At 75.9% G+C, this 6,685-nt stretch carries 7 protein-coding genes; 2 read left to right on the top strand and 5 right to left on the bottom strand.

Annotated elements, in window-relative coordinates; genetic code table 11:
- Nucleotides 1–249 precede the first annotated feature (249 nt).
- Both ACRYM0_RS13110 and ACRYM0_RS13105 read left to right on the top strand, forming a co-directional pair.
- Entirely contained in the window at nt 250–1,587 is a 1,338-nt protein-coding gene (locus ACRYM0_RS13110; RefSeq protein ID WP_432505734.1) for an MFS transporter, read from the top strand.
- Nucleotides 1,588–1,591: 4 nt separating this feature from the next.
- Nucleotides 1,592–3,256: an RNA-binding domain-containing protein gene (locus ACRYM0_RS13105; protein WP_432505732.1), complete on the top strand. Its 1,665-nt coding sequence runs from the start codon at nt 1,592–1,594 to the stop codon at nt 3,254–3,256.
- Between the two features lie 152 nt (nt 3,257–3,408).
- Here the strand turns inward: ACRYM0_RS13105 and ACRYM0_RS13100 are convergent, their stop codons facing one another.
- The 5 genes from ACRYM0_RS13100 to ACRYM0_RS13080 form a co-directional block, all read right to left on the bottom strand.
- The gene (locus tag ACRYM0_RS13100; protein WP_432505731.1) at nt 3,409–3,969 is read right to left on the bottom strand and encodes a DUF1360 domain-containing protein; all 561 of its coding nucleotides are present in this window, start codon (nt 3,967–3,969) and stop codon (nt 3,409–3,411) included.
- A gap of 49 nt (nt 3,970–4,018) precedes the next feature.
- Entirely contained in the window at nt 4,019–4,486 is a 468-nt protein-coding gene (locus ACRYM0_RS13095; RefSeq protein WP_432505729.1) for a MarR family transcriptional regulator, read from the bottom strand.
- Nucleotides 4,487–4,576: 90 nt separating this feature from the next.
- A complete protein-coding gene (locus ACRYM0_RS13090) occupies nt 4,577–5,227 on the bottom strand; it encodes a DinB family protein (protein WP_432505727.1) in 651 nt (216 codons plus the stop codon).
- The gene (locus ACRYM0_RS13085; RefSeq protein WP_432505725.1) at nt 5,224–5,388 is read right to left on the bottom strand and encodes a hypothetical protein; all 165 of its coding nucleotides are present in this window, start codon (nt 5,386–5,388) and stop codon (nt 5,224–5,226) included. Before ACRYM0_RS13085 ends, ACRYM0_RS13090 begins: the two co-directional genes overlap by 4 nt.
- Before the next feature lie 237 nt (nt 5,389–5,625).
- Nucleotides 5,626–6,663: a YeiH family protein gene (locus tag ACRYM0_RS13080; protein WP_432505723.1), complete on the bottom strand. Its 1,038-nt coding sequence runs from the start codon at nt 6,661–6,663 to the stop codon at nt 5,626–5,628.
- Nucleotides 6,664–6,685 lie beyond the last annotated feature (22 nt).

Genomic DNA, 6,685 nt, shown 5'->3' with positions numbered 1-6,685 from the left:
CCCCCCCCCCCCCCCCCCCCCCCCCCCCCCCCCCCCCCCCCCCCCCCCCCCCCCCCCCCCCCCCCCCCCCCCCCCCCCCCCCCACCCACCCCCCCCCCCCCCCCCCCCCCCCCCCCCCCCCCGGGGCCGGGTGAGGTGTGCGCGCGACGGGTTGGTCCCGGCTCCTCGCCCCCATTACCATCGACGGAGAAATCCAGGGTTCGGGCGCCTCAGTGGCTGGGGGTGGCGCCGCCGCACTGGAGGCTACCCGTGGACCGCCACGACGTCCTGACCCTGCCGCCCACCCGCCCCGCCCGGGGCGCCCTCGCCGCGTACGGCCGGCTGCCCGCCGTCGCCGGCTGGTCCTACCTGGTCGTGTCCGCGCTGGCGCGGCTGCCCGTGTCGATGGTGCCGATCGCCGTGCTCGCGGCCGTCACCTCCACCAGCGGCTCGGTCGCCGTCGGCGGGGCCGCCAGCGCCGCCACCGCCGTGGGCGAAGCCCTCGGCGCGGCGGGCGCCGGCGTGCTGTGCGACCGGCACGGGCAGCGGCGCGTGCTGCTGCCGCTGGTCGCCGCGCACCTGCTGGCCCTGACCGCGTTCGTGGGCGTGCTGGGCCGGCCGGCCGCACCGCTGCTGGCCGCCGCGTTCCTCACCGGCCTGACGCTGCCGCAGGTGGGGCCGCTGTCCCGGGTGCGGTGGATGCGGCTGTCGCCCGCCGACGTGCGCACCGCGCTGGCCTACGAGGGGGTCGTGGACGAGCTGTCGTTCGTGGCGGGCCCGACGGCCGTGGGGCTGATCGCCCTGGTCGCCGGCACCAGCACCCCGCTGCTGGCGGCCGGTGCGGTGACGGCGGTGTTCGCGACGGCGTTCGCGCTGCACCGCACCCACCGGGCGACGACCCCGGTGCGCGCGACGGCCCCGCGCGGCGTCCCGGCGCAGCGCGCCGGGGTCGGGCGGCCGTCCGTGCTGCTGCCGGTGCTGGGGATGGTCGCGATGGGCGCGGTGTTCGGCGGAACCCAGGCGGCGCTCACGGCAGCCGCCACCGAGGCCGGCCGCGCCTCCGACGGCTCCCTCGTCTACGCGGCCCTGGCCATCGGCTCCACGATCACCGCGCTGGGCACGGTGCTCGTCCCGGCCTCCGTCTCCCTGCGCAAGCGCTGGTTCCTCAGCGCCGCCGGGCTGCTCGTCGGCGCCGTCGCGATGGCCGCCACGGCGGGCACCACCCCGCCCCTGGTGGCGGCGACGTTCCTCACCGGCCTGTTCGTCGGACCGGCCATGGTCACCCTCAACACCGTCACCGCGGAGGCCGGCGGAACCCGCTCCGGTGGCGCGGCCATGGCCCTGCTGACCAGCGGCACCGTCCTCGGCATCGCCGTGGGTTCCCCCGCGGCCGGTGCCCTGGCCGACGGGGTCGGGACCCGGTGGGCGTTCGCGGTGGCCGTCGCCGCCGCCGCCGTGCTCGCGGTCCTGTCGGCCCCGCGCACCGCGACGCCCACCCGGGACCGCTGCCCTCACTCCTCCGGCTGCGCGCGCTCCGGCAGGTGCTCGGCGCTGTCGTTCAGCAGGCTCAGCGAGCCAGGTCCGGAGAACGGCGTGACGGTAGCCTGACGCGGTGCCCTCGCCCCCCGGGGATCTGCCCGACCTCCTCGACCGGCTGATCGCGGCCTGGGAGAGCGAGGTCGTCGAGTTCAAGGAGGCGAGTGCTGCCTACTCGACGTCCGACATCGGCAGGTACTTCTCGGCCCTCGCCAACGAGGCGAACCTCCACGGCGCGGACGCGGCGTGGTTGGTCTTCGGCGTGCAGAACCGGTCCAGGCGCGTGGTGGGGACCGACTACCGTCCCGAGCCCGAGAGGCTGCAGAACCTGAAGATGCAGATCGCGCAGGGAGCCGATCCGCAGTCCACCTTCCGGGAGATCCACGAGCTGGACCACGTGGACGGCCGTGTCGTCCTCTTCGAAATCCCACCGGCGCCGCGCGGCATCCCGATCGGCTGGCAAGGTCACTACTACGCCCGTGCCGGGGAGAGCCTCACGTCGCTGCCCCTGGACAAGCAGGACGCCATCCGCGGTCAGACGATCCAGCAGGACTGGACCGCGGCAGTCGTGCCGGGGGCGACGCTCGACGACCTCGACCCGGTGGCTGTGCAGCTCGCCAGGGAGGCGTTCGCCAGGAAGTACGCGAACCGCATCCCCGAGGGGGACGTCATCAGCTGGCCTGTCGGCACCTTCACGGACCGGGCCAAGCTGACGCAGGAGGGCCGCATCACCCGCACGGCCCTGCTGCTGCTGGGCAGGGCCGAGTCGGCTTGGAAGCTCTCGCCGCACCCGGCTCAGCTCACCTGGAGCCTCGTCGGGCCGGAGCGGGCGTACGAGCACTTCGGACCGCCCTTCCTGCTGAGCACGACCCGCCTCTTCCGGCAGATCCGCAACATCCAGCTCCGCCTCCTGCCGCAGGATGCGCTGCTGCCCCAGGAGGTGTCCAAGTACGACCAGCAGACCGTCCTCGAAGCTCTGCACAACTGCATCGCTCACCAGGACTACTCCCGTGGTGCTCGGGTGGTCGTGACCGAGCAGCCGGACCGCCTGGTGCTCCGCAACGCCGGCTCGTTCTTCGAGGGAAGCCCCGACGACTACGCCCAGGGCACCCGCGTCCCGCTGGGCTACCGCAACCCCTTCCTGGTGCAGGCCATGGTCGAGCTCAACATGATCGACACGATGGGCTACGGCATCCGGCGGATGAACGACCGCCAGGCCAAGCGTTACCTGCCCCTGCCTGACTACGACCTCTCGGACCCCGGAGCGGTCGTCCTGACCCTGTACGGCGGAGTCGTGGACCCCGCGTACACGCGCCTGCTCATGCAGCGCACGGACCTGCCGCTCACAGACGTCCTGGCTCTCGACCGGATCCAGAAGTCGTTGCCCGTCCCGGACGACGTGTTGCGGCGGCTGCGGCGCGCCGGGCTCGTCGAGGGCCGCCGCCCGCACCTACGTGTCGCCGCTGCGATCGCCGCCACCACGGCGAGCAGAGTCGACTACATCAGAACGAGGGCACAGGACGACACCCACTACAGCAGGCTCGTCACCGACTACCTCGACCGGTTCGGTTCCGCGACCCGGCAGGATCTCGACCTGCTCCTCCGGGACAAGCTGAGCGACGCCCTCAGCGATGAGCAGAAGGTGTCGAAAATCTCCAACCTGCTCACGAAGATGCGTCGTCAAGGCGAGATCCGCAACGCTGGCAGCCGCACAAAGCCCCGCTGGGTGCGAGACGTCTGATCGCAGAAAGCTCGCGTGCTCCGCGGGGCCCTCAGCTCGTCACGGTGCGGCACCTGTGCAGGTCAGAGCCTTGCTCCTTCCTGCAACAGGGGTGTTGAAGCACGGTCGTTGCCGAAAGCACAGCTGCGACGCCCGCCCGGGAGCGCTGACCCTCACTCCTCCGGCTGGGCGCGCTCCGGCAGGTGCTTGGCGCTGTCGTAGAGCAGGTGCAGCACGTCGGAGCCGAACACGGCGGTCAGCATCGCCATGGCGCTGCGCGTCAGCCGGGGCGCCAGCACACCGCCGGCGACGAGACCGGTCGCCACCCACACCCCCGCGCAGAACGGGCACGTCAGCAGCTCGCCGATCGAGTGCTTCAGCCCCTCGCCGCGCACCTCCTCCATGGTCTCGCCCTCACCGGCCGAACCGGCGAAGCGGGTGAAGGGGGCCCGGAACGGCGCGGTCACGGCGTCCTTGGTGAGCAGGCGGCTGCCCTGGTGGGTGGCGAGCGTCAGCAGCGCCAGGTCGCCGGCGCTGAAGCGGTCGGGCAGGGAACGCCCCCGCGCGCGGGCCAGCAGGCCAGCGCCGCCCACGGCGCCGACGTAGACGCCCATGAGGGTCAGGAAACCGCCCAGGGGGCGCTCCTCGTCGCCCTCGTAGGCGGACTGCACGGCCTGCATCCGCGAGTGGAGGCGCTGGTGCAGCTCGGAGACTGTCGAGGTGTCGGGTGCCATGCCGTACCCCGTACCCCGCCCGGGCCCGTCCCACCCGTCGGAGCGGGTGTCAGCTCTCCACGCCGAGCCGGGACAGCTCACCGGCACCGGGCTCCTCCGCGGCGCTCGCGAACAGCACCATGCCCTCGGCGACGCTGGTGCGCGCGGCGGGCTCCAAGCGGTCCAGCACGGTGGCGATCTCGCGCCGGCGGCGGGCCGTCACCTGCTCCACGAGCCGGCGACCGGCGTCCGTGGGTTCCACGAGCACCTCCCGCCGGTTGGCGGGGTTCCCGGCGCGCTGCACCCAGCCGCCCCCGACGAGGCGGTCCACGGTGCGCGTCAGCGTGGAGGCGTGCACCCCGAGCTCGGCGGCGAGGTCGCCGCTGCGCATGGCCCCGCGGGTGCTGACCAGCAGGAGCACCCGGTACTGGGGCAGCGTCATCACCTCGAGCGCCTCGGCCAGGGAGCGCACGGCGATCCCCACGAGGGCGCGGGAGGCGCCGACCGCGCCGTCGACGGGATCAGGCGGACCGTTCACCCGGACCAACTTACCGGCGCCCTCGCCGGTGGGCCCGGGGCCGGCGGTGACCGGGGCCCGTGGCGGCGCGGGGGCGCCCGGGTGCGCGGGTCACAGGACCGAGAACCCCCGCGGCAGCCCGGTGCGGCCGGTCGCGGCGAGCAGCAGCTCGGCGGCGCGGCCGTCACCGGCGGCGAGGTCCGCCACCAGCCGCAGGGCCTGCGCGGCAGCGGTGCGGGGCACGTCCGCGGGGGTGCCCAGCGCCACCGCGAGGTCCGCGGTGTGCACGGTCAGCTCGAACGTGCGCGTGGGCAGGTACTCCGCCAGCCGCATCCCGCCGGCGATCGTCGTGACGAGCTCCGTGCCGTCGCAGCGCTCGACCAGGGCGAGCACCCGCTCCGCGATCGCGGGCACGGCGGCGGCGGGGTCCTCGCCCAGGGCGGCGCCGGCCTCGCGCCCGCGCTGCGCCACACCGGGTCCGGCGGCGAGCCGGCGCGTGGCCCGGTAGTAGTCCGCGGCGGTGCCGACGTCGACGGCCGGGGCAGGACGTCCCAGGTACGTCTCCACGGTCAGCAGGGAGCGGCTGGTGTGCCCGACCAGCGCGCGCACGTCCCACTCGCCCAGGCCGGGCAGCTCCCACCGGCCGGTGGCCGTCGCGGTGGTGCGCGCGAACCACCGCGCCGCGTCGCCGAACGCGCGCAGCGACTCCTCCCAGCCGTCCGGCCGGGACCCCGGCGCCGGGACGGGCGGTGCGGGGTTCACACCCGCGACGCCGCGGTGGGGCGCGTCGGCCCGAACGCGTCCTCCAGCAGCTGCCGGGTGGTGATGATGCGGTCGGTGGACTCCCACAGCCCGTCGTCGCGCGGGGCCCACACCCGGTCGGTGCTGTCCAGCAGCGGGATCGCGGGATCGGTCTCGTGCACGGTGCCCTCCTGGCCGGCGCGGCGGACGGGCGCCGGGGCCCGGCGTCCCGGGGGGCACGGTAGGGCGGTGGTGCGCCGCGGTGCGGGACCCACGCCGGGGGAGGGGTTTGGGGGAGCGGGAGGGGGTCGGGCCTGCCGCCGGCGACGCCCCTCCCGCTCGTACCCACTGCATCGGCCGCTCGCGCCCGGGGCTTGAACCCGCCCGGGCGGGGGACCGGCGCCGCACCCGCGGCGGGCTCAGGCGCCCAGCAGGCGCACCCCGGCCCAGGAGACGCCGGCGACCAGCGCCCACGCCCCCACACCCAGCAGCACCGCCCGGCCCCCGGTGCGCCGCAGGGTCGGCAGGTGGATGCCGGTGCCCAGGCCGACGAGCGCCGCCACCAGCAGGACCTCCTGCGCGGTGCGGGCGGCGTCCAGCGCCACCGCGGGCAGCCACCCGGTGCTGCCGGCGGCGACGGCGGCCAGGAAACCCACCACGAACAGCGGCACGGGCGGTGGCCGCCGCCCCGTGCCCGCCCCACCCGTGCCCGCCCCGCCCGTGCCCCGGTGCCAGCCCGCCAGGGCGACGCCCGCCACCAGGGGGGCCAGCAGCAGCACCCGGCTCAGCTTCACGACCACCGCCCACGTCAGCGCGCCGGGCACCCGCTCGGCGGTCGCCACGGTCTGCCCGACGTCCTGGACGCTGGCGCCCACCCAGTGCCCGAACGCCACCGGGTCCAGGCCCAGCGGTCCCCGCAGCGCCGGCAGCACGAGGATCGCCAGGGTGCCGCACAGGGTGACCAGCGCGACCGCGACGGCGGTGTCGTCCTCGTCGGCGTCGGTGACCTCCTTCACCGCCGCCACCGCCGAGGCGCCGCAGATGGAGAAACCGGTCGCCACCAGCAGCGCGCGCACCGGCCGGACCCCCAGCGCCCGCCCCAGCAGGAGGGTCCCGGTGAACGTCACCGCGACGGTGACGACCACGACGGCCAGGCCGCCGAACCCCAGCGCAGCCAGTTGCGGCACGGCGAGCTGGAACCCCAGCAGGACCACCGCGGCGCGCAGCAACCGGTGCGAGGCGACCGCGGCGCCGGGCCGCAGCCGCTCGCGCAGCAACCCCAGGTTGGCCGCGGCGGCCCCCAGGACGACCCCCGTCGTGGCGGCGCCGAGCGCCGGCACCACGGCGTGGACGCCGAGGGCCACGGCCGTGGCCGCACCGACCGCGAGCAGTCCCGGCCACGCCGGTGCCGGCCCCCGGCCGGGCGCCCGCCCCGCTCCCCGTTCCGCCCCCACCACGCACCCGCTCCCCACCGGGCCA

It is taken from the genome of Kineococcus arenarius subsp. arenarius, assembly GCF_050871845.1.
Lineage (GTDB): Bacteria > Actinomycetota > Actinomycetes > Actinomycetales > Kineococcaceae > Kineococcus.
This window is presented reverse-complemented; position numbering and strand designations above follow the sequence as displayed.